The 17,938-nt window shown below is 42.9% G+C and carries 27 protein-coding genes; 25 read left to right on the forward strand and 2 right to left on the reverse strand.

Annotated features, from left to right (window positions below; translation table 11 throughout):
* Positions 1-2: 2 nt before the first annotated feature.
* The 21 genes from rpmC (at position 3) to rplQ (ending at position 10,140) form a co-directional block, all read left to right on the forward strand.
* Positions 3-203 (forward strand): 50S ribosomal protein L29, encoded by a 201-nt coding sequence (rpmC, locus tag KTG12_RS03440; RefSeq protein WP_005634744.1) that lies wholly within the window; start codon positions 3-5, stop codon positions 201-203.
* Between the two features lie 5 nt (positions 204-208).
* Positions 209-466 carry a 30S ribosomal protein S17 gene (gene rpsQ / locus KTG12_RS03445; protein ID WP_005634746.1) on the forward strand — a complete coding sequence of 86 codons (258 nt, stop codon included), beginning with the start codon at positions 209-211 and terminating at the stop codon, positions 464-466.
* A gap of 1 nt (position 467) precedes the next feature.
* Positions 468-833 carry a 50S ribosomal protein L14 gene (gene rplN, locus KTG12_RS03450; RefSeq protein WP_005634749.1) on the forward strand — a complete coding sequence of 122 codons (366 nt, stop codon included), beginning with the start codon at positions 468-470 and terminating at the stop codon, positions 831-833.
* Positions 834-852: 19 nt separating this feature from the next.
* Positions 853-1,173 carry a 50S ribosomal protein L24 gene (gene rplX, locus KTG12_RS03455; protein WP_005634752.1) on the forward strand — a complete coding sequence of 107 codons (321 nt, stop codon included), beginning with the start codon at positions 853-855 and terminating at the stop codon, positions 1,171-1,173.
* Positions 1,173-1,730, forward strand: coding sequence for a 50S ribosomal protein L5 (gene rplE / locus KTG12_RS03460; protein WP_005634754.1), 558 nt, complete (start codon positions 1,173-1,175; stop codon positions 1,728-1,730). Before rplX ends, rplE begins: the two co-directional genes overlap by 1 nt.
* Positions 1,731-1,736: 6 nt before the next feature.
* Positions 1,737-2,006 (forward strand): 30S ribosomal protein S14, encoded by a 270-nt coding sequence (gene rpsN, locus KTG12_RS03465; RefSeq protein ID WP_005634756.1) that lies wholly within the window; start codon positions 1,737-1,739, stop codon positions 2,004-2,006.
* 57 nt (positions 2,007-2,063) lie between these two features.
* Positions 2,064-2,459 carry a 30S ribosomal protein S8 gene (gene rpsH, locus KTG12_RS03470; RefSeq protein WP_005634758.1) on the forward strand — a complete coding sequence of 132 codons (396 nt, stop codon included), beginning with the start codon at positions 2,064-2,066 and terminating at the stop codon, positions 2,457-2,459.
* Positions 2,460-2,475: 16 nt separating this feature from the next.
* Entirely contained in the window at positions 2,476-3,027 is a 552-nt protein-coding gene (gene rplF, locus KTG12_RS03475; protein ID WP_005634760.1) for a 50S ribosomal protein L6, read from the forward strand.
* A 21-nt stretch (positions 3,028-3,048) separates the two neighbouring features.
* Complete coding sequence (rplR, locus tag KTG12_RS03480) at positions 3,049-3,393, forward strand: 50S ribosomal protein L18 (RefSeq protein ID WP_005634763.1); 345 nt, start codon at positions 3,049-3,051, stop codon at positions 3,391-3,393.
* A gap of 5 nt (positions 3,394-3,398) precedes the next feature.
* The gene (rpsE, locus tag KTG12_RS03485; protein ID WP_005651343.1) at positions 3,399-3,917 is read left to right on the forward strand and encodes a 30S ribosomal protein S5; all 519 of its coding nucleotides are present in this window, start codon (positions 3,399-3,401) and stop codon (positions 3,915-3,917) included.
* A gap of 19 nt (positions 3,918-3,936) precedes the next feature.
* Entirely contained in the window at positions 3,937-4,113 is a 177-nt protein-coding gene (gene rpmD, locus KTG12_RS03490) for a 50S ribosomal protein L30 (RefSeq protein WP_005651341.1), read from the forward strand.
* A 27-nt stretch (positions 4,114-4,140) separates the two neighbouring features.
* Positions 4,141-4,587 carry a 50S ribosomal protein L15 gene (gene rplO, locus KTG12_RS03495; protein ID WP_005634769.1) on the forward strand — a complete coding sequence of 149 codons (447 nt, stop codon included), beginning with the start codon at positions 4,141-4,143 and terminating at the stop codon, positions 4,585-4,587.
* Positions 4,588-4,590: 3 nt separating this feature from the next.
* Entirely contained in the window at positions 4,591-5,931 is a 1,341-nt protein-coding gene (gene secY, locus KTG12_RS03500) for a preprotein translocase subunit SecY (RefSeq protein WP_005634771.1), read from the forward strand.
* A gap of 5 nt (positions 5,932-5,936) precedes the next feature.
* On the forward strand, positions 5,937-6,722 hold the full coding sequence (map, locus tag KTG12_RS03505) for a type I methionyl aminopeptidase (protein WP_005651337.1): 786 nt from the start codon (positions 5,937-5,939) through the stop codon (positions 6,720-6,722).
* A 16-nt stretch (positions 6,723-6,738) separates the two neighbouring features.
* A complete protein-coding gene (gene infA, locus KTG12_RS03510) occupies positions 6,739-6,957 on the forward strand; it encodes a translation initiation factor IF-1 (RefSeq protein ID WP_005634776.1) in 219 nt (72 codons plus the stop codon).
* Positions 6,958-6,972: 15 nt separating this feature from the next.
* Positions 6,973-7,089, forward strand: coding sequence for a type B 50S ribosomal protein L36 (gene ykgO, locus KTG12_RS03515; protein ID WP_005645768.1), 117 nt, complete (start codon positions 6,973-6,975; stop codon positions 7,087-7,089).
* A gap of 35 nt (positions 7,090-7,124) precedes the next feature.
* Entirely contained in the window at positions 7,125-7,505 is a 381-nt protein-coding gene (gene rpsM, locus KTG12_RS03520; protein WP_005634778.1) for a 30S ribosomal protein S13, read from the forward strand.
* A gap of 11 nt (positions 7,506-7,516) precedes the next feature.
* A complete protein-coding gene (rpsK, locus tag KTG12_RS03525; RefSeq protein WP_005634781.1) occupies positions 7,517-7,906 on the forward strand; it encodes a 30S ribosomal protein S11 in 390 nt (129 codons plus the stop codon).
* A gap of 123 nt (positions 7,907-8,029) precedes the next feature.
* The gene (gene rpsD, locus KTG12_RS03530) at positions 8,030-8,635 is read left to right on the forward strand and encodes a 30S ribosomal protein S4 (protein ID WP_005634783.1); all 606 of its coding nucleotides are present in this window, start codon (positions 8,030-8,032) and stop codon (positions 8,633-8,635) included.
* A 12-nt stretch (positions 8,636-8,647) separates the two neighbouring features.
* A complete protein-coding gene (locus tag KTG12_RS03535) occupies positions 8,648-9,640 on the forward strand; it encodes a DNA-directed RNA polymerase subunit alpha (protein ID WP_005634785.1) in 993 nt (330 codons plus the stop codon).
* Positions 9,641-9,648: 8 nt separating this feature from the next.
* Complete coding sequence (gene rplQ, locus KTG12_RS03540) at positions 9,649-10,140, forward strand: 50S ribosomal protein L17 (protein WP_005634787.1); 492 nt, start codon at positions 9,649-9,651, stop codon at positions 10,138-10,140.
* A 436-nt stretch (positions 10,141-10,576) separates the two neighbouring features.
* Here rplQ and KTG12_RS03545 read toward each other — a convergent pair whose 3' ends face one another.
* Positions 10,577-11,047 carry a glucosaminidase domain-containing protein gene (locus tag KTG12_RS03545; protein WP_005651335.1) on the reverse strand — a complete coding sequence of 157 codons (471 nt, stop codon included), beginning with the start codon at positions 11,045-11,047 and terminating at the stop codon, positions 10,577-10,579.
* Positions 11,044-11,487, reverse strand: a complete 444-nt coding sequence (locus KTG12_RS03550; protein WP_005651334.1) for an HU family DNA-binding protein — start codon at positions 11,485-11,487, stop codon at positions 11,044-11,046. Before KTG12_RS03550 ends, KTG12_RS03545 begins: the two co-directional genes overlap by 4 nt.
* Before the next feature lie 202 nt (positions 11,488-11,689).
* Between KTG12_RS03550 and KTG12_RS03555 the strand changes: the two genes are divergently transcribed.
* The 4 genes from KTG12_RS03555 (at position 11,690) to KTG12_RS22160 (ending at position 17,909) form a co-directional block, all read left to right on the forward strand.
* Positions 11,690-11,926 (forward strand): DUF4248 domain-containing protein, encoded by a 237-nt coding sequence (locus KTG12_RS03555; protein WP_005634795.1) that lies wholly within the window; start codon positions 11,690-11,692, stop codon positions 11,924-11,926.
* 75 nt (positions 11,927-12,001) lie between these two features.
* Positions 12,002-12,703: a BT4734/BF3469 family protein gene (locus KTG12_RS21645; RefSeq protein WP_227225816.1), complete on the forward strand. Its 702-nt coding sequence runs from the start codon at positions 12,002-12,004 to the stop codon at positions 12,701-12,703.
* A 14-nt stretch (positions 12,704-12,717) separates the two neighbouring features.
* Positions 12,718-14,361, forward strand: coding sequence for a DUF3987 domain-containing protein (locus KTG12_RS03560; RefSeq protein ID WP_227225817.1), 1,644 nt, complete (start codon positions 12,718-12,720; stop codon positions 14,359-14,361).
* Positions 14,362-14,912: 551 nt separating this feature from the next.
* Positions 14,913-17,909: a DUF6383 domain-containing protein gene (locus KTG12_RS22160; protein ID WP_138272725.1), complete on the forward strand. Its 2,997-nt coding sequence runs from the start codon at positions 14,913-14,915 to the stop codon at positions 17,907-17,909.
* Positions 17,910-17,938 lie beyond the last annotated feature (29 nt).

The following is a 17,938-nucleotide window of genomic DNA, read 5'->3' on the forward strand; positions in this document are numbered from 1 at the left end:
TTATGAAGATTGCAGAAATTAGAGAATTGAGCACGAAGGAGTTAGTAGAAAGAATTGATGCTGAAGTGGCTGCTTACGATCAGAAAGTGATCAACCACAGCATTTCTCCGAGTGAAAACCCTGCTCAGATTAAACAACAACGCAGGATGATTGCGCGCATGAAAACAGAATTGCGCCAGAGAGAACTTAACAACAAAAATTGAGCCTGATGGAAACTAGAAATTTAAGAAAAGAAAGAACGGGCGTGGTTACCAGCAACAAGATGGATAAGAGCATCACGGTTGCTATTAAATGGAAGGAAAAGCACCCCATTTATGGAAAGTTCGTTAATAAGACGAAGAAATATCATGCTCATGACGAAAAGAATGAATGCGGTATCGGCGATACTGTAAAAATTATGGAAACTCGTCCTTTGAGCAAAACAAAAAGATGGAGATTAGTTCAAATAATCGAAAGGGCTAAGTAACATGATACAACAAGAATCAAGACTAGTAGTAGCAGATAACAGTGGTGCAAAAGAAGCGTTGTGTATTCGTGTTTTGGGCGGTACAAGAAAACGTTACGCCACTGTCGGGGATGTAATTGTAGTAGCAATCAAGAGTGTAATCCCGTCGAGTGATGTGAAGAAGGGTGCTGTTTCTAAGGCTATCATTGTTCGCACTAAAAAAGAGATTCGCCGCCCGGATGGTTCATACATCCGTTTTGATGATAACGCTTGCGTATTGTTGAATGCCGGTGGTGATATTCGTGGAAGCCGTATCTTTGGTCCGGTTGCCAGAGAACTTCGTGCAACAAACATGAAAATTGTTTCACTTGCACCAGAAGTGCTTTAATTTTGTAAAACTTAAAGTAATGAGCAAATTACATATCAAAAAAGGCGATATAGTTTTTGTTAATGCCGGCGAAGACAAAGGTAAGACAGGTCGTGTTTTAGAAGTTCTTGTAAAAGACAACCGTGCCATTGTAGAAGGTATTAATATGGTATCAAAGCATACCAAGCCTAATGCAAAGAATCCTCAAGGAGGTATTGAAAAGAAGGAAGCTCCTATTCATATTTCTAACCTGAACGTTGTTGATCCGAAATCCGGTAAGCCGACACGTATCGGTCGTAAATTAGACGAAAAAGGTGCTTTAGTGCGTTATTCTAAAAAATCAGGGGAGGAAATTAAGTAATGAGCAATACTGCCAGTCTTAAGAAAGAATATCAGGACAGAATTGTTCCTGCTTTGACGAAAGAGTTCGGTTATAAAACCGTAATGCAGGTTCCCGTACTGAAGAAGATTGTTATCAATCAAGGTTTGGGTATGGCTGCTGCAGATAAGAAGATTATCGATATTGCCATCAGCGAATTGTCTGCAATTACAGGTCAGAAGGCTGTTGCGACGGTTTCAAAGAAGGATATCTCTAACTTCAAGTTGCGTAAGAAAATGCCAATTGGTGTAATGGTAACATTACGCCGTGAACAGATGTATGAATTTCTGGAAAGACTTGTTCGCGTAGCTCTTCCTCGTATTCGTGACTTTAAGGGGATCGAAAGTAAGTTGGACGGAAGAGGTAATTATACCCTCGGAATTCAGGAACAAATCATTTTCCCTGAAATAAATATCGATAATATTACCAAAATATTGGGAATGAATATTACCTTTGTGACCTCTGCGAAAACAGACGAAGAAGGGTATGCTCTCTTGAGAGAATTTGGATTGCCTTTTAAAAATGCAAAAAAAGACTAAGTAGTTATGGCAAAGGAATCAATGAAAGCCCGTGAGGTGAAAAGAGCAAAGCTCGTAGCAAAATATGCTGCTAAAAGAGCAGAATTAAAAGCAGCAGGTGACTACGAAGCTTTACAGGCTTTACCTAAAAATGCTTCTCCTGTACGTTTGCACAATCGTTGTAAAATTACAGGTCGTCCGAAAGGCTATGTACGCCAGTTCGGTATTTCTCGTATTCAACTGCGTGAAATGGCATCTCATGGTTTAATCCCGGGTGTAAAGAAAGCAAGTTGGTAAGAGTTTTTTTAATTTAAATATTGTCCGGGTGGCCGGATCAATTTAATTCATTTATATATGACAGATCCTATTGCAGATTATTTGACAAGATTGCGTAATGCGATCAAAGCGAAGCACAGAGTTGTTGAAGTGCCGGCGTCAAATTTAAAGAAAGAGATCACTAAGATCCTTTTCGACAAGGGCTACATTCTTAATTTTAAGTTTGTAGAAGATGGTCCTCAGGGTACAATTAAGATTGCCTTGAAGTATGACCTGGTAAACAAAGTAAATGCGATCAAGAAACTTGAGAGAGTTTCTACCCCTGGTTTGCGTAAGTACACTGGTTACAAGGAAATGCCAAGAGTATTGAATGGTTTAGGTATTGCCGTTCTTTCTACTTCTAAAGGTGTGATGACAGACAAAGAAGCCCGTGATCTGAAGATCGGTGGTGAAGTATTATGTTATGTTTATTAATTAGGAGGAAAGAAGAATGTCAAGAATAGGAAAATTACCAATTCATGTACCGGCCGGTGTTACGGTTACCATTAAGGATAATGTAGTGACTGTAAAAGGTCCCAAAGGTGAGATGACTCAGGCTGTGAATCCTGATATTAATGTGACTTTGGAAGATGGAATCATTCATCTGACACGTCCGACAGACGAAAAGAACCATCGTGCGCTGCACGGTTTGTATCGTTCGCTGATTAACAATATGGTGGTTGGTTGTTCAGAAGGATACAAAAAGGAACTGGAACTTGTCGGTGTCGGTTACCGTGTGACAAATACAGGTCAGCTGTTAGATCTTTCTTTAGGTTATACTCACAACATCTACATGCAGTTGCCTAAGGAAGTGAAAGTTGAAACAAAGGCAGAGAGAAATAAAAATCCTCTTATTATCCTTGAATCGGCTGATAAACAATTACTGGGACAGATTTGTGCTAAGATTCGTTCATTCAGAATGCCGGAGCCGTATAAAGGTAAAGGTATTAAGTTCGTGGGTGAAGAAATTCGCAGAAAGTCTGGTAAATCAGCAGGTAAGTAATCTACGTAAACTGAAATTATCATGACAACGAAGGAAGAAAGAAGATTAAAGATAAAAGCAGGTGTACGCGGTAAAATTTCAGGGACTCCTGAACGTCCGCGCCTGACTGTGTTTAGAAGCAATAAGCAGATCTATGCACAGGTTATAGATGATACTACAGGTAAGACTTTGGCTGCGGCATCTTCTTTGAAGATGGATGTTAAAGCTCCGAAAAAAGAGATTGCTGCCAAGGTTGGAGAACAGATTGCCAAAGTTGCCCAGGAAGCTGGTGTACAGGCTGTTGTTTTCGACCGTAACGGTTACTTGTATCACGGGAGAATTAAAGAATTAGCAGATGCTGCACGTAACGGCGGCCTTAAATTTTAATGAAGATGGCAGGAGTTAATAATAGAGTTAAGTCGACCAACGACATAGAGTTGAAGGACCGTTTGGTTGCAATCAACCGCGTAACTAAAGTAACCAAGGGTGGACGCACATTCAGTTTTGCTGCTATTGTCGTAGTAGGAAACGAAGACGGTATCGTTGGTTGGGGCTTAGGTAAAGCCGGTGAAGTAACGACAGCGATCGCAAAAGGTGTTGAAGCTGCAAAGAAAAATCTGATTAAAGTTCCTGTTCACAAAGGTACTATTCCTCATGAACAGTTGGCTAAGTTCGGTGGCGCTCAGGTACTGATCAAACCGGCTTCTCATGGTACTGGTGTTAAAGCAGGTGGTGCTATGCGTGCTGTATTGGAAAGTGTGGGTATCACAGACGTTTTGGCTAAGTCAAAGGGTTCTTCTAATCCTCACAACTTGGTGAAGGCAACTATCGCTGCACTGAGTGAGTTAAGAAGCCCGTTGATGGTTGCCCAGAACAGAAATGTTGCAGTTGAAAAAGTATTCAAAGGTTAATTAGGGAGGATAATAAGTTATGGCAACTATTAAAGTTAAGCAGACAAAAAGTAGAATTAAATGCCCGAAAGACCAAAAGAGAACTCTTGACGCGCTGGGTCTGAAGAAAATGAACCAGGTAGTAGAACATGAAGCTACTCCGGCTATTCTGGGTATGGTTGAGAAAGTGAAACATTTGGTTTCAGTAGTAAAGTAATAACGGTTGAAAAATAAATTATACGATATGAATTTATCAAATTTAAAACCTGCTGAAGGATCTACCAAGACCAGAAAAAGAATCGGCCGTGGTCCGGGTTCAGGATTAGGAGGAACTTCAACAAGAGGTCATAAAGGTGCGAAATCAAGATCCGGTTACAAGCAGAAAATTGGTTTCGAAGGTGGTCAGATGCCTATACAGAGACGTTTACCTAAATTTGGTTTCAAGAATATTAACCGCGTTGAATACAAAGCTATCAATCTTTCTACATTACAGGGCATGGCTGAAGCTCAGCAGCTCTCTAAGATTGGCATCAACGAACTGATTGAAGCAGGTTTCATTTCCTCTTCCCAGTTGGTTAAGATTCTTGCTAAAGGCAACTTGACAGCTAAACTTGAAGTGGAAGCTCACGCTTTCTCCAAGAGTGCTGAAGCTGCTATCCAGGCAGTAGGTGGAACTGTTGTTAAACTCTAAGTTATGAGAGCAGTTGAAACAATAAAAAATATCTGGAAGATTGAGGATCTGAGAAATCGGATCCTCACCACTCTTTTATTGGTGGCTATATACCGTTTTGGTACATACGTCGTTCTTCCGGGTATTGATCCTAAAGCGTTGACCGCTTTGCAGGAACAGACAAGAGGCGGATTGCTGGCGTTGTTGGACATGTTCTCTGGTGGTGCTTTCTCTAATGCTTCTATTTTTGCATTAGGGATTATGCCGTATATCTCCGCTTCCATTGTAATGCAGTTGATGGCAATTGCAGTTCCTTCTTTCCAGAAATTGCAGAGAGAGGGAGAGAGTGGTCGTCGTAAGATCAACCAGTGGACTCGTTATCTGACAGTGGCTATCCTTCTGTTCCAGGGTCCTACTTATCTTGTTAACTTAAGTGTACAACTGAAAGCCGCCGGAGCAGCTCTGCCTGCAGGTATATGGTTTACAATTTCTTCTACAGTTATTTTAGCTGCTGGAAGTATGTTTATCTTATGGCTTGGTGAAAGAATTACAGATAAAGGTGTTGGAAATGGTATTTCATTTATCATTTTAGTTGGTATTATAGCCCGTCTGCCGCATTCGTTGTTTCAGGAATTTGTTTCCCGGACGAGTGAGAAAACCGGTGGTCTGGTTATGTTCTTGTTTGAAATGTTGTTCCTTTTGCTGGTTATCGCAGGTGCGATCCTGTTAGTACAAGGTACTCGTAAAGTGCCCGTACAGTATGCAAAACGGATCATCGGAAATAAACAATATGGTGGTGCGCGCCAGTACATTCCTCTTAAGGTGAATGCTGCAAACGTGATGCCTATCATCTTTGCTCAGGCAATCATGTTTATTCCTATTTCAATCGTCGGTTTCTCAAGCACAGGCGAACAGTCTGGTTTCGTAGCTGCATTTATGGACAATACCGGATTTTGGTACAACTTCGTATTTGCTGTACTGATTATCTTGTTTACATATTTCTATACAGCTATCACGATCAATCCGACTCAGATGTCGGATGATTTGAAGAGAAACAACGGGTTCATTCCGGGTGTTAAGCCTGGAAAGAGTACCAAAGATTATTTGGATACCATCATGGACCGTATTACTTTGCCGGGAGCATTTTTCCTTGCAGTAGTGGCTATCATGCCTGCTTTTGCCCGGATTGCCGGTGTAAGTATGGAGTTCTCGCAGTTCTTTGGCGGAACATCTTTGTTGATCCTGGTTGGTGTGGTGTTGGACACACTGCAGCAAGTAGAAAGTCATTTGCTGATGCGTCATTATGACGGTTTGTTGAAGTCAGGAAGAATTAAAGGTCGCTCAGGCGCAGTTGGTGCTTATTAATTAGAATGATCTATTTAAAAACAGATGAAGAAATTGAGTTGATGCGTGCGGCGAATCAACTGGTGGGTAAGACGCTTGGCGAATTGGCCAAACATATCGCTCCCGGTGTCAATACGCTTCAGCTTGATAAGATTGCCGAGGAATTCATTAGAGATAATGGTGCGGTTCCGGCATTTTTAGGATACGGAGGTTTCCCAAATTCCATATGTGCTTCCGTGAATGAACAGGTTGTACACGGTATTCCTTCTTCGAAGACAATACTGAAAGAAGGGGATGTTATATCTGTCGACTGCGGTACGGTTTTGAATGGTTTTGTCGGTGACTCAGCCTATACGTTTTGTGTGGGCGAAGTCGATCCCAAAGTGAAAGCCTTGTTGAAGACAACAAAGGAATCGCTTTACTTGGGAATTCAGCATGCCATTGAAGGCAAACGCCTCGGAGATATCAGCCATGCCGTACAGTTTTATTGTGAATCGAAAGGTTACTCTGTTGTCAGGGAACTAGTCGGTCACGGTATCGGACGGAAGATGCACGAAGAACCTGAAGTCCCCAATTATGGGCGTCCTGGTTGCGGTCCCCTATTGCGCAGCGGTATGTGCATCTGCATTGAGCCGATGATTAATATGGGAAGTAAGAATGTCGTTTTTGAGAAAGATGGTTGGACGGTCCGTACGAAAGATAGAAAGTGTTCGGCTCATTTCGAGCATTGTATCGCAATCCGTCCCGAAGGTCCCCAGATCTTGTCTTCATTCGAGTTTTTAGAAGAAGTTTTAGGTAATAATGCAATTTAATTTGATTTAATTTTATATGGCTAAACAGTCAGCAATTGAACAAGATGGAGTTATAGTAGAAGCATTGTCGAACGCAATGTTTCGTGTAGAATTAGAGAACGGACATGAAATCACTGCTCATATCTCAGGGAAGATGCGCATGCACTACATAAAGATCCTTCCCGGTGATAAAGTAAGAGTTGAGATGTCTCCGTATGATCTATCGAAAGGTAGAATTGCTTTTAGATATAAATAAAAAAAACAACAAGATATGAAAGTAAGAGCATCTTTAAAGAAGCGTACTCCCGAATGCAAAATCGTTAGAAGAAAGGGACGCTTATACGTAATTAACAAGAAAAATCCTAAGTATAAACAACGTCAAGGATAATTTATTATTTTTGCAAAATAATTTAAGTAAGTAATATGGCTATAAGAATAGTTGGTGTAGACTTGCCACAAAATAAAAGAGGAGAAATTGCCTTGACCTATATTTATGGTATTGGTCGTAGCGCTTCAAAATCCATTTTAGACAAAGCAGGGATCGATCGTGATATCAAAGTAAAAGACTGGACAGACGATCAAGCTGCAAAAGTACGTGAAGTCATTGGCGCTGAATATAAGGTGGAAGGTGACCTTCGTTCAGAAGTTCAGCTGAACATCAAGCGTCTGATGGATATCGGATGTTACAGGGGTGTTCGTCACCGTATTGGTTTACCTTTGAGAGGCCAGAGCACAAAGAACAATGCTCGTACTCGTAAGGGTAAGAAGAAAACTGTTGCAAATAAGAAAAAAGCTACTAAATAATAAGAATTGATATGGCAAAGAAAACAGTCGCAGCAAAGAAGAGAAACGTAAAAGTTGACGCTTACGGTCAAGCTCATATTCATTCTTCTTTTAACAACATTATTGTATCTCTTGCTAATAGCGAAGGTCAGGTAATCAGTTGGTCTTCTGCTGGTAAGATGGGATTCAGAAGTTCTAAAAAGAACACTCCGTATGCAGCCCAGATGGCAGCTCAGGATTGTGCAAAAGTAGCTTACGATCTTGGTTTGAGAAAAGTAAAAGTATTCGTAAAGGGACCGGGTAACGGACGTGAGTCTGCTATCAGAACTATCCACGGTGCAGGTATTGAAGTAACGGAAATCGTAGACGTTACTCCGCTTCCTCACAATGGTTGTCGTCCTCCGAAAAAGAGAAGAGTATAATTAACTATAGTTTCTTGAACATTGAATCCGGAATTGTGAATAGATTACACAAAGACCTTATCCTCTCTGTAGTCGCGGCTGCACGGTTCCAGATTCAGAACAGAACATTAAAACAATAAAAAAATGGCAAGATATACTGGACCTAAAACAAGAATTGCCCGTAAGTTTGGTGAGGCAATATTCGGACCGGATAAAGTTCTTTCAAAAAAGAACTATCCTCCCGGACAGCACGGAAATGCCCGCAAGAGAAAAACTTCCGAGTACGGAATCCAGCTTCGTGAGAAGCAAAAAGCTAAATACACTTACGGTGTATTGGAAAAACAGTTTAGAAACCTGTTTGAAAAGGCATCACGTTCAAAAGGTATTACCGGTGAAGTGCTGTTGCAGTTACTGGAAAGCCGTTTGGATAACGTAGTATTCCGTTTGGGTATTGCCCCGACGCGTGCTGCTGCCCGTCAGTTGGTTTCTCATCGTCACATTACAGTAGACGGTAAGGTTGTAAACATTCCTTCTTACTCTGTAAAAGCCGGTCAGGTTATTGGTGTTAGAGAAAAATCCAAATCTCTTGAAGTGATTGCCGACGCACTGTCAGGATTCAACCACAGCAAGTATCCTTGGATCGAATGGGATCAGTCTTCTTTAAGCGGAAAATTACTGCATCTGCCGGAAAGAGCTGACATTCCTGAAAACATTAAAGAGCAGTTGATCGTAGAATTGTATTCTAAATAATAATTGATTTCCATGGCGATATTAGCATTTCAAAAACCCGATAAAGTATTAATGTTGGAAGCGGACAATTTCTTCGGAAAGTTTGAATTTCGTCCGTTGGAACCCGGCTATGGTATTACTATAGGTAATGCTCTGCGCCGTATTCTCCTGTCGTCACTTGAAGGTTTTGCTATTACATCCATTAAAATCGAAGGGGTTGACCATGAATTTGGTACAATCCCCGGTGTTATCGAGGATGTGACAAACATTATCTTGAATCTGAAACAAGTACGGTTCAAGCATATTGTAGACGACATAGAGAATGAAAAAGTAAGTATTACTGTTTCGGGTTCGGAAGTGTTCAAAGCCGGTGATATTGGTAAACAGCTGACCGGATTCGAGGTATTGAATCCTGAGTTGGTTATTTGTCGTTTGGATCCGAACGCAGGTTTCCAGATCGAGCTGACGATTAACAAAGGTCGCGGATATGTTCCCGCTGATGAAAACAGAGATCCGAATGCAGACATGCACGTGATTGCAATCGACTCTATTTACACACCTATTCGCAACGTTAAGTATTCGATCGAGAACTTCCGTGTTGAGCAAAAGACGGACTACGAAAAGTTGGTTCTTGAAATAGCCACTGATGGTTCTATTCATCCGAAGGAAGCGTTAAAAGAAGCAGCTAAGATTCTGATTCACCATTTCATGTTGTTCTCAGATGAAAAGATTGCTATCGAGACAGTTGACACTGACGGTAATGAGGAATTCGATGAAGAAGTGCTTCACATGCGTCAGTTGCTGAAGAGCAAGCTCTCGGATATGGATCTTTCCGTTCGCGCATTGAATTGCTTGAAGGCCGCAGATGTTGAAACATTAGGTGAACTGGTTAAATTCAACAAGAATGACCTGTTGAAATTCCGTAACTTCGGTAAGAAGTCACTTACAGAACTTGATGAACTGCTTGAGAGTCTGAACCTTTCATTCGGTATGGATATCACTAAATATAAATTAGATAAAGAGTAAGTATAGCGATGAGACACAATAAGAAAATAAATCATTTAGGTCGTACGAACACTCACCGTAACGCAATGCTTTCAAACATGGCATGTTCTCTTATCAAGCATAAGAGAATCTTTACGACTGTTGCTAAAGCTAAAGCGCTCCGTAAGTTCGTAGAACCGCTTATCACTAAGTCTAAAGAGGATACAACTCACTCAAGACGTGTGGTATTCAGCAATTTGCAAGACAAATATGCTGTAACAGAATTGTTCAAGGAAGTATCTCAGAAGATCGGTGACCGTCCGGGTGGTTACACTCGTATCCTGAAGACTGGTAACCGTCTGGGTGATAACGCAGCCATGTGCTTCATTGAACTGGTTGATTACAACGAAAACATGTTGAAGACAGCTACAGCTAAGAAAGCGACTAAGACAAGACGTTCTCGTAAAAAGTCTACAGCTGCTGCTGAAACAGAAGCTCCTGTTGCAGAAGCACCGGTTGCAGAAGAAAAAGCTGCTGAATAAATTCCGGCTTATTCAACAAACAAATAAAAAAAGCCTGTCTGCCTTTCGCAGACGGGCTTTTTGCGTTTTACCAGAGCCTGACCCTAACAGATAGTCTCAAATAGAGGTTCATTCCTCTTCTCAAGATCTTGATAATCAGGGAGAGGAAAACTTTCAGGGCTGATGGGAGGTGTCTCATCCGGTACAGGTTTAAAGTGGAACAAAAAATTCAACAAAGCCAAGATAAATTCAAGAACCTTTCTGATCTTTTTCATGATGGATAGTCGTTTAGAGTTAATAATACATTGCACTTGATGCGGGGTCGCAAAAAGACGGACCTTATCAATCAGATTTTTGTAGCGTCGGTTTTAATGCGATCCCGTGTCAAGCGCGGGAACAGGATAGTTTTGACCCCTCCCTATGGGGTGGTTGTTTGGTATGGCATACGGTTGAACCGTTATTCTCCGATTAACGCCATCACCGCCTGTATCGTTTGTGTGATCTGGATGATACTGTGCCGGTACGTTTCCCGATTATCGCCGTTCAGTTCGCTGATGTAAGGACTGTAGGCGATCTCCTTTGCATAGGCCTGCGGGTCGTTGCTTACCTGCCAAGCGGAGCGATAATTGTTCCGTATCAAGCGGGCGAAATCGAGGAAGGAATTCTCTCGTGTGTCGTAGCGTCGGAAATTCAATGGATAGGAGGATGCCTTTACGGTAGTTTTCCCACCATGCCAATAAGCGTTGCTGCATCCATAGGCGGTCAGTCCGAAATAGTTTCGGCACTCCTTTGCCAGATTGCTCGTTCCCCAGCCGCTTTCAAACGCCGCCTGTGCCAGAATGACCAGCGGATTCAGGTTGAAGGCGGCTCCTGCCGACACAGCTGCCGGTAGGCATTCTTTTACGAAGTTGATTTGCGCTGGTTTCATAATTCTCCTGGTCTGTCATCTTCACCACCTGCATTGGACTTATCTGTCTCTTGTCCAATACGTTCAATACTCACTTTGGCGATCATTTCGCGCAGCTTAACTCCCGGAGAATAGATTATTCGCGGCTTCCTGATCAATGATGCGTGAAAATCATCCGCATTTACCACTCCGGAGCTTCCGAGTGAGAGCCGGAAGTTGCCCAATGCACCCAATTGGACCACTTCTCCACGCAACAACGCTTCTTGCATGCAACGGATCAGTCCCAACAAGACGAGAGCCACGTCACCGTCGCTGGCTGTTGAACGGTCTGCCACCACATCGCAGATCGTGTCGAAATCCATCATACCAGTGACATTGGCCGAGGCATAATACCGCTTGGCATCGATTGCCGCACCTTTGGTCAAGTCTTTTTTTAAAACAAGTTTGTACTTTACTGACATACGATTAATAGATTAAGGGTTAGTGATTTACTACATTACAAAGATACGGTGTCCTGAGGTCTGGCGGGAAAGGTATATACGGTTAGCTGAGGTTTTGGCGGTATTTCTTGTTTTTTTTGTAAAATAATTGTCGGATTCCTTGCATGGTACCAAAAAATGTCGTACATTTATAATGTATTAGAATGTTTAAATCAAAATTATTATGAATGATAAAAAAATAGAGCTTATATCGGCAAAAGGAGCCATGGGTGTTACCGAATTCGCGCTCCTTTATTTCCCGGAATCTCCCCCTGAGACTGCCTATAAAAGGATGTGGGTATGGATACGGACTTCGCGTGGTCTGAAAGAAAAACTTTTGGCTGCGGGATGGGTGAAATTCCAGAAACTTTATACGCCGAAGCAGGTCGCCTGCCTGGTTGAGCACTTGGGGGAACCTTAGAAAGAATAAACAACCGAAAGAGCCGCACGAAGCGTTCCTGCGGGAACTGTAGCCTTTCATTTAATACACAATAGTATGGTAATACAAAAAGAAGTCGAAGGTACTTACTTCGACTCTGCGTTCCAGACAGGGAGCGCCAGTTTGATGACCTTGAATCAGTACATCGGTAAGGTGAAGAGTGGTGAGTATGCGAGACCGATCGCCTATCTGCGTGGGCTTATCAAAGCCGGCAAGAAGGATGAAGCTGATGCTTACAAGAAAAAACTGCCCCTCTATGTCGCCGGCGGCGTGATGGAAGGAGGTCGTAAGTTGGAACACATGGCGCGCTATAGTGCTTGCATAGTGATCGATATAGACGATTCGCCTATACCCGTCCTTGAATTGCTCCGCCGGGCGGCTGAGTTCCCGTATGTGAAAGCCGGTCATGTCAGCCCTTCCGGGACCGGCGTCAAGCTCTTCATAATGGTCGACAGTGATTTGAAAAATCATAACTTGGCCTTTGAAATCGTCAAACACCGTGTCGAAGTGGATCTTCCGGGCGTGAAGGTGGACGTCAGTGGAAAAGATCCGAACCGTGGCTGTTTCGCCGGCCATGATCCGAACGCTTTTTATAAGGAAGAATCTGAAGCGATCGAAATCCCCGTTGCTGACCCGGAGCACACGCTTCCGGACATTCCTCCGGAAGCGTGTGCTCCGGCACGCGGCTTTCGAACTACATTGACAAGTATGAACAAAACAATACTTTTGTTGCCGGTAACCGTCATTCCTATCTTGTAAAGCTGTCCTCTGTCTTGAACAATGCCGGCTTTTCTCTCTACGACGCTGTCAGTGAGTGTGTCCGCCGCTACGGTTCGGCCGACTTTCCGGCTGCCGAGGTCGAGACAACAGTAAACGACATCTACCGACGCTACAGTGCCTCGCATGGGAGCTGTGCGTTCCGTCCGGACGGGACCAGTTCCGTCCCGAAGTCTGCCAAATCTGCCAAGTCTGCCACCCCCTTTCCCAAAATGGCACAAAAGGATGCAGAATACGGCGAATGTGATGATATAGAGCTGGATAACACCCTTCTTCCTTGCTTTGACGAGAATATCTACGATCACTTACCACCTCTTCTCACGGACATATTGAAATGTGCGTACAGTCGTACGGATCGCGACATTTTGCTGATTTCTTCGCTGACGCTTCTGAGCAGCGTGTCTCCTGGTGTCAAAGGTTCGTTGGGCGAACACGATTACACACCTGCCTTTTATTCGATCATAACCGGCGGTTCTGGAAGTGGGAAAGGGCGTATCGCTGCCCTGCAACGGATGCTCGAACCCTGGCAACAGTATATTTATGACAATTCTCGTCACCAGGTTGAAGAATATGAAGAGTTGCAGGAAGCATACGATAACTACAAGATGCATAAACGTCAGAAACAGACCTCCAAACAGCCGCTCGGTCCGGCTCCGTCAAAGCCGAAGGTGGTGAAACAGAGAAACCTTGCGCTGACGGGTAACGTCACGCAGGCCCGGCTCGTGGAACTGCTCGAAGCCAACTATCCTTACACATCCTGCATGGTCGATACAGAGATGGAGACGGTCTTGAGCATGTTCTCGCAGGATTTTGGCAAATATAACGATGTGCTGAACAAGTCGTATCATCATGAACCTGTAGGCAGCTCGACGAAAAGCAGCGGATCGTTCATGGTCAAACGGCCCAACTTGGCACTACTGCTGAGCGGTACTCCTGCCATGCTTCCCCGCCTGATCCCTTCGACCGAAAACGGTCTCTTCAGCCGTATTCTGATGTACCGCATACCGGGAAGCGGGACCTATCGTCCGTTGACTTCGGCCGACGATAGCCCGGCAGCATCCGAATATTTTGAAAGTTGGGGGCAGCGTGTGCTCGATATCGGAGTTTTTCTCGACAACTCTCCGACCTGGGTCAAATTTAGTGATGCCCAACGTAAACGCCTCGATCGTTTTTTCGAGCGCGAGTACTACAATGTCCGTTCTTTCGGTAACGAAGACATGGAATCGACGGTCCTGCGCTATCGTCTGGCTATTTTTCGCATAGGAATGCAACTGACCGCGTTGCGCAAGGGCGAGAGTGGTTGCTCGGAGCGTGTCTGGACGATCAGCGACGATGATTTCGCCACCGCCTTCCATCTCGGCAAGGTTTGTCTGCAACATGCCTATGTCGTGGCTACATCGTTGCAGAGTGCTTCGTCGGAAGTGCACTTCCGGTTTCCACACCATTTGCGCAACTTGTTTGTCTCCCTTCTTGATTCTTTCAAACGCATTGACGTGGTCAAGGAAGCGAATGTCCGTGAAATTTCAGAATCGACTGTCGATAAATTCCTTCGGAAACTGCAAAAAAATGACCTAATCATCTCAGAAGGAAATGGTTATTACCGGAAGACGGAACGGGGAAAGCAGGTCGTCGAAATTTAAAAAGGCCCCGGCAGACTTGGCGGACTTTGGCAGGTTTTTCACTGAAAATCCGAAAAACTTCAAAAAACAGACCGGTAAGCATCGGGTCAATGACGGACAAGCACCCTTTCGAAACACAGTAGGCATCGGGGTTTTCTCTAAAAAACACCGATTTTTGAACGAAAGTGGTATTAATGAATTTTTAGAATGCTGTTTTTGTAGATAAATCTCTGTGGATGAGCTATTTGGTGGATGTAAAAATGACGAAAAAAAACGATCGTTTCTTTTCGTCATTTTTACACCACAAAAATACATATACTTTTTAAAACCACAACCCTTTTCCTGAAAAAAAATCTTATCTCTATATCCTTTCTTATCAATCAGATAGCAATTTAAGGACAAAAAACCACCTTTTCAACACGAACTCCAAAAAGAGGCGAAAAAAATGACGAAAAAAACGATCGTTTTTGCTATCAAAATACGAAAGTTAACACGTGTACATTATTAACGCGTGTACATATATATAGGACGAACATTTCAATTATTGTATTATTAATATTAAAGTTTAGATTATGAACAAGAAGATTTCTACTCTTTTGACAGCGGGCTTACTGATGGTAGGTGCGTTGCTTGGTTCTGCAAACGCTGCTCCTACAGCGGAAGCCGCAAAAGGTGATCTGCAGAATGGTGCAAAGTTCTACTTAGGTAACACAAATGGTTTCATCAAAGTAGATCAAACTTACAAAGTAAATGGAACGGCTGTTTCCACTTATAATGCTACAGGTGATCTTGCTATCGAAAATGCTACTTTGTTTGAAATTGCTGATTATGCTTACAATGCAATTGGTGACTTTTCTACGTTTACATTGAAAGCTGATGGAAAACCGTTTTATGTGACGAAAGCAAATGGTAATGCGTTAAGTGGTAATGTGACAGATGTTGCAACTGTTACAAACATCTTTACTGTAGAAGGTAAAGGATTGGATTTTACAAAACTGAAAGTTTTGAATTTGGCTGGTCAATTTGAAGTTAATTCAACTGCCGTTACGACATATGATGTAAGTGCTGCGGGAACAGCAGCTACAGCATGGGTTGCTAAAACAGACCTCACTGTCGATGATTTGAACGCCAACCTTTCCGGTCAAGGCTTCAAGTTTGCATTCCCAAATGCAGTTTCTGATCCGGATGTCAATCCGTTTGCAGATCAGATGATTGCTGTAGATGCATCTACTGTAGATGCTGCATTGACTGTAAGTGTAATTTCTACTCCTGCAACATCTGGTATGTATTTTGTTAAAGCTGACGCTGCCGGTAAGAAACTGTTGGTAACAGGCTTTACAAAAGCACAGGTTGAAGCTGCCACATTTATCGTATTGAATCCGGAAAAGAACTTTGGTATCACAGGCTTGGATGCTGCAACTGGTGAAGGCTACGACTTTACAACTGTAAAAGGTAACAAGTTGGCCGATAACAACGTTAAGAAAGATGGTAAAGTTGCAAGCGTGAACGGTGTTTTTGCTGTTTCAGAAGACGATCCTCAGAATGCAGAAGGTGAATATACGATTACATTGGCTTCTGCTAAAGTTGAAGGTAATGACAACACGGCTGCTTCAAACTTGTTTGTAGGTGCTTACTCTTTGACTACAGGTGGTATCAAGACTTATATCACGACTGTTGGTTTCGGTAACGCCGACAAACTGTCTTTGGCTATGACAACAAGCAACACTTGGGCTGCTGCTGCTGACGTATTGAAAGCAGACGATGCTGCTATCTACAACATCTCTTTCTTGGGAACTAAGCCGGCTAACACTACTGCTGCTGCTGCTTCTTTGTATGGCAAATATTTGATCCCGACTTATGGTGCTGCTGCATTCGGCGCAGCCGTAGCAGCTCCGGAAGATGTAGATGTAAATGCTCCGTTGGCTCAGTGGGTTGTTTCTGCTGTTAGTGGACGTAACTTCGAATTCAAAAACCGTGAAACAAACGTGACTTTCACTGTCAGCATGTATAAGACTGACAAGGCTGGCGAATATGCAATCAGTACTGCTGCATTGAGCACAGGTACTGCTGTTACAGGTATTGTTGCAGGTTCTGTGGACTTGACCGATATTAGTAACTGGAAATATCAGATTGTCAAACTGACTCCGACAACTGAAAGCGAAGGTTTCTTGGCATTGACAGATGCACAGTTGAGCCAGCAGACTGAATTGGTATTCAACGGTACTGGTTCGGTAACGGTTGAAAAGCTGTACATGGCTTACAAAGAAGGTACTAGTCCTTACTTTGTTCCTATCAACAATCCGGCTTATAGCGTTCAGTGGATGTTTGAAAAGGCTGAAAGCGTAAAAAATAAGATGAAATATGCTTATCTGGACGGAACAGATGTAAAACAGAAAGACTCTGTTGTAAACGTTGCGACTTCTTATTTGCTGTACAATTTGAAGAACGATAATTCTAAGCAGTATTTTGGTGGTGTTACTAGTGATTATAAAGCTGCAACTGCTAAAGACGATGCCAAACGTGTATTCTTCAAGAAAAATGTAGATGGAACGTATGCTATGATTGAGTTGGGCAAAACTGATATTACAGCTGGAAATGATGAAGTAAATTACAGTGGTCTGATTAAGTATGATGCTAACAAATGGTCTGTAAATACAACAACTGCTGTTTTTGACGCTGCTTCTGCAACTTTGGATGAACTGAATGCTCCTTATTCAGCTGTAACGGTTGACTTTAACGCTCTTTCTGAATCATTGGAAGCTGTAGCACGTCACGCTACATTCAATAGCGAAGAAGGTGCTGTTGCTGTGAAACAGAACAAGAACGGTATCTTGGAAGGTATTATCGGCGAAGGTATGACATTCTGGTTGGATACAGCTGATATCGACAAGGATTTCCATTCTTTCTATATCTCTAAAGGTAATGGTGAAGAAGAAGCAAGAGACTTCTTGTATTTCGCAACGGATTCTATGCTTCATTGGGATGCTAACAAGGCTGATTATGTATATAATGTAAACTATGCTTTGGAAGGTTCTTATACAGAAGTAGATGGACGTGATGGCGATTTGAAAGCAATTTTCCGTCCGGCAACATTGGCTGGTATCGACACAATCTCTACGACTGTAAACGGTGAGTCTGTTTTGGTTGCAGAAGAGGAAGAAGAAGATGTATGCCTGGGTGGTGTTGATAACTTCAAGTTCTACATTATGAAGGCTTCTGAAAGCAGCTATGTAATCAGACCGATTTCTGCTCCGAACTATTATCTGTACAACCTGAATGGTAAGTTAGGCTTTACAAATCAGGTGGAAAAAGCTCTGGTTGTTACATTGGGCAAAGGCGATGCAACAGCTAACGAGGACGTGGAAGTAGCAGCAATTAAGGTTATCGCTGGCGAAGGCAACGTAACAATTGCCGGTGCTGCCGGCAAGAAAGTTGTCATCAGCAACATCTTGGGCCAGGTAGTGGCTAACACGGTTGTTTCTTCTGACAACGCTACAATCGCTGCTCCGCAGGGTATCGTAGTCGTAGCTGTTGAAGGTGAAGAAGCTGTAAAAGCTATCGTTAAATAACGATTGATACTAAAAAACAATACTGTCTA

This window comes from Parabacteroides sp. MSK.9.14 (genome assembly GCF_019041495.1).
In the GTDB taxonomy this organism is placed as follows: Bacteria; Bacteroidota; Bacteroidia; order Bacteroidales; family Tannerellaceae; genus Parabacteroides; species Parabacteroides merdae.

Excerpts from the sequence above, each read along its gene's own strand:
- rplR (WP_005634763.1), top strand. The coding sequence starts at position 3,049 with ATGACAACGAAGGAAGAAAGAAGATTAAAGATAAAAGCAGGTGTACGC.
- rpsQ (WP_005634746.1), top strand. The coding sequence starts at position 209 with ATGGAAACTAGAAATTTAAGAAAAGAAAGAACGGGCGTGGTTACCAGC.
- KTG12_RS03550 (WP_005651334.1), bottom strand. The coding sequence starts at position 11,487 with ATGTCAGTAAAGTACAAACTTGTTTTAAAAAAAGACTTGACCAAAGGT.
- rplX (WP_005634752.1), top strand. The coding sequence starts at position 853 with ATGAGCAAATTACATATCAAAAAAGGCGATATAGTTTTTGTTAATGCC.
- secY (WP_005634771.1), top strand. The coding sequence starts at position 4,591 with ATGAGAGCAGTTGAAACAATAAAAAATATCTGGAAGATTGAGGATCTG.
- rpsE (WP_005651343.1), top strand. The coding sequence starts at position 3,399 with ATGGCAGGAGTTAATAATAGAGTTAAGTCGACCAACGACATAGAGTTG.
- rpmC (WP_005634744.1), top strand. The coding sequence starts at position 3 with ATGAAGATTGCAGAAATTAGAGAATTGAGCACGAAGGAGTTAGTAGAA.
- rpsK (WP_005634781.1), top strand. The coding sequence starts at position 7,517 with ATGGCAAAGAAAACAGTCGCAGCAAAGAAGAGAAACGTAAAAGTTGAC.
- KTG12_RS03555 (WP_005634795.1), top strand. The coding sequence starts at position 11,690 with ATGAATGATAAAAAAATAGAGCTTATATCGGCAAAAGGAGCCATGGGT.
- rpmD (WP_005651341.1), top strand. The coding sequence starts at position 3,937 with ATGGCAACTATTAAAGTTAAGCAGACAAAAAGTAGAATTAAATGCCCG.
- KTG12_RS03545 (WP_005651335.1), bottom strand. The coding sequence starts at position 11,047 with ATGAAACCAGCGCAAATCAACTTCGTAAAAGAATGCCTACCGGCAGCT.
- rpsM (WP_005634778.1), top strand. The coding sequence starts at position 7,125 with ATGGCTATAAGAATAGTTGGTGTAGACTTGCCACAAAATAAAAGAGGA.
- rplO (WP_005634769.1), top strand. The coding sequence starts at position 4,141 with ATGAATTTATCAAATTTAAAACCTGCTGAAGGATCTACCAAGACCAGA.
- rplN (WP_005634749.1), top strand. The coding sequence starts at position 468 with ATGATACAACAAGAATCAAGACTAGTAGTAGCAGATAACAGTGGTGCA.
- rplF (WP_005634760.1), top strand. The coding sequence starts at position 2,476 with ATGTCAAGAATAGGAAAATTACCAATTCATGTACCGGCCGGTGTTACG.
- rpsN (WP_005634756.1), top strand. The coding sequence starts at position 1,737 with ATGGCAAAGGAATCAATGAAAGCCCGTGAGGTGAAAAGAGCAAAGCTC.
- rplE (WP_005634754.1), top strand. The coding sequence starts at position 1,173 with ATGAGCAATACTGCCAGTCTTAAGAAAGAATATCAGGACAGAATTGTT.
- rpsH (WP_005634758.1), top strand. The coding sequence starts at position 2,064 with ATGACAGATCCTATTGCAGATTATTTGACAAGATTGCGTAATGCGATC.
- rplQ (WP_005634787.1), top strand. The coding sequence starts at position 9,649 with ATGAGACACAATAAGAAAATAAATCATTTAGGTCGTACGAACACTCAC.
- infA (WP_005634776.1), top strand. The coding sequence starts at position 6,739 with ATGGCTAAACAGTCAGCAATTGAACAAGATGGAGTTATAGTAGAAGCA.
- map (WP_005651337.1), top strand. The coding sequence starts at position 5,937 with ATGATCTATTTAAAAACAGATGAAGAAATTGAGTTGATGCGTGCGGCG.
- ykgO (WP_005645768.1), top strand. The coding sequence starts at position 6,973 with ATGAAAGTAAGAGCATCTTTAAAGAAGCGTACTCCCGAATGCAAAATC.
- KTG12_RS22160 (WP_138272725.1), top strand. The coding sequence starts at position 14,913 with ATGAACAAGAAGATTTCTACTCTTTTGACAGCGGGCTTACTGATGGTA.
- rpsD (WP_005634783.1), top strand. The coding sequence starts at position 8,030 with ATGGCAAGATATACTGGACCTAAAACAAGAATTGCCCGTAAGTTTGGT.
- KTG12_RS21645 (WP_227225816.1), top strand. The coding sequence starts at position 12,002 with ATGGTAATACAAAAAGAAGTCGAAGGTACTTACTTCGACTCTGCGTTC.
- KTG12_RS03535 (WP_005634785.1), top strand. The coding sequence starts at position 8,648 with ATGGCGATATTAGCATTTCAAAAACCCGATAAAGTATTAATGTTGGAA.